The organism is Sulfolobales archaeon (assembly GCA_038897115.1).
Lineage (GTDB): Archaea > Thermoproteota > Thermoprotei_A > Sulfolobales > AG1 > AG1.
The window spans coordinates 1-2,246 of sequence record JAWAXC010000092.1; the positions used below are offsets into that span (position 1 = coordinate 1).

Here is a 2,246-nt window from a genome sequence, read left to right on the forward strand (position 1 = left end):
TCAGCCTGGTAGATCTGGGCTGTGAATGTGAATGGCGAGGACTCTGGAGGCCCTGAGAGGGATGACCATAGGATCGAGACTCTGGAGAGCATAAGCATATACGCCGATAGACTCGCAACAATGATTATAGCCATTATTATGAGGGCAGACGCAACGGTAGAGACACCCCTAGCCATATAGGCCACCAGATAACAGTATCCGCGGTAAAAGCAGTATACATTCATATATTACTATATATTAATATCTGTTGCTAAGGGGTCGCTATGGTTGGATGGTCTGGAAGATCCCGTGGATTATGGATGCTTCTATATATGCTGCTGATGCTATTAGCACCGCTGAGATCGATGCTAGGATAACTGCTCTTCTGAGGCTCATTGATGGTGATATAGATGCTAGGAAATAGCCTGTGAGCTCCAGGGCTATGTAGAGATCCACCGCCCAGGATGATACGAGGCTCTTCAATGCTGAGAAGGCTCTCCATGGATCCATGCCTAGCATGTATGCCATCTTCATAGAGGATGTTATCGAAGACCCGGCTATCATCGCAATAGCTATCAGCGATGATGAGAGGAGGGGTCTCCCAGATATCCATCTAGAAATCATGCAGTCTATCCTGAGCCCCGGTGATGTTATGCGGGGATATATCGAGCTGCATATCTCAGCACCGGCCCTTGCAAACATCCTAACAACATAGACAGCTGTTGCCATGGCAGCCGCTGATAGGATGTTGCTGAGGGCGATGTAGATGGATAGCTGTGTCATATCTATGTTGGAGAGTATAGCCCTGATAAGACCTGCCTGTGCAAATCCTATCGGGATCAGCATTAGTGCGAGGGCTGCGAAGGATAGCATGGCACGTCTGAAGAGACGGTTAGAGAAATAGATATATAGCCTTCCCACGAGATCCCCGTGGAAAAAGCCGGGGATGTAAAAGCTATAGGGATATACCTTATAAATAACAGGTTTAGACCCTAGACCGCCCATCGCTGCGATGGGTGGGGGGAGATTGAAAGTGATGCTAGGTGTTCTATGAAGTCGATCCCTATCCTCCTCCTGACACATATTGTTCTTGTTGGTGTTGCTAGGCAGCTACATATAGCCTGGATCATGTTGTCCTCCAGCATCCTCCTATAGATCATACCCTGTATCATCCCCACGATGGATGTCTCCTCCCTATCGCTGCTCTTAAGCTCAACCACTATAGCCCCTCCATCCTCTACCAACACGATGTCGGGGGTTCCGTGGAGCTCGTAGACCTGCCCATCAACCGATATCGGGATCCATATTGGGAGTTCTACGAAGTAGGACTCGTGTTCCACTAGGTTCTCCAAGATCGAGTGGTAGACAAGACCTCTATAGAGAACCCTCATCTCCCTCTCACCAACAACATATCTCGGGATTGTGCCGTGGATAGCCATATATGCAAGATCTGATACAAAGATTATGTGGGGCGGTCTAGGTCTTATACTGACTGCAGCAGCACCTATGTCCAAGAAATACACGCTAGATCTTGAGAGCCTGGATACACCCCTGATAACCCTCGATATACTGGATCTCGCAGCCTTCTTTGCAACACCGAGGGCATATGCCCTAACAGGTATCGGTATCGCTCTAGAGACTATCTCCTCGCACCAGCCATCCCTCTTCATAGCCAGCCACCAAAAATCCTCCAAAAATATGTTGAACGCTTTTACCGCGTAGCATCTTCTACGGTGATGCAATGGCTGGTGGGGGTATATTCTTTGCTGAGCACGATATACCGGGTAGGATCGGGTATCTGCTTGTTCTAAACAGTGGGAGGGATAGAAAGGTATATTCGATCCTATCCTCTGATGAGCTAGCAGAATATATAGAGAAGGTCGGCGGGGTCTATATAGCTAGCAAACCATCTATACTGGGCAACACACCAGCCCTCTTCGTGATAAGATACTCGGAATCCCTGAGGAATCTAGATACATATGGCGTTGTTATAGGTGAGAATGGGAAGCCAGAGTATCTAATTGTAAGCACCGAGACACTGGCTCTAATAGGGAGTATAGATCCCATGCTGCTGAGGGATATGAGCCATATAGAGCCTTTCCTAGCAAGCCTGGTGAACCCTCGAACAGCCCAGCAGCCCTCTCAAAACCAGCAGATGCAGGAGATCAGGGTTTCGACAGCGGGGTCGGCGGATCGGCAGCAGACTCCACAGATACAGTCGAAGCTGGCGGCGATAGTGCAGAAGGCTAGATCCCAGGCTCCACAGC

3 protein-coding genes are annotated in these 2,246 nt (G+C 49.0%); 1 reads left to right on the plus strand and 2 read right to left on the minus strand.

The features are described 5' to 3' along the window. Nucleotides 1–261: 261 nt before the first annotated feature. Both QXE01_10080 and QXE01_10085 read right to left on the minus strand, forming a co-directional pair. On the minus strand, nt 262–900 hold the full coding sequence (locus QXE01_10080; protein ID MEM4971581.1) for a hypothetical protein: 639 nt from the start codon (nt 898–900) through the stop codon (nt 262–264). A 71-nt stretch (nt 901–971) separates the two neighbouring features. After that, nucleotides 972–1,649: a hypothetical protein gene (locus tag QXE01_10085; GenBank protein MEM4971582.1), complete on the minus strand. Its 678-nt coding sequence runs from the start codon at nt 1,647–1,649 to the stop codon at nt 972–974. Between the two features lie 71 nt (nt 1,650–1,720). Here QXE01_10085 and QXE01_10090 point away from each other — a divergent pair. Then, a partial coding sequence (locus QXE01_10090) for a hypothetical protein (protein ID MEM4971583.1) occupies nt 1,721–2,246 on the plus strand: 526 nt, incomplete at its 3' end.

Excerpts from the sequence above, each read along its gene's own strand:
- QXE01_10085 (MEM4971582.1), bottom strand. The coding sequence starts at position 1,649 with ATGAAGAGGGATGGCTGGTGCGAGGAGATAGTCTCTAGAGCGATACCG.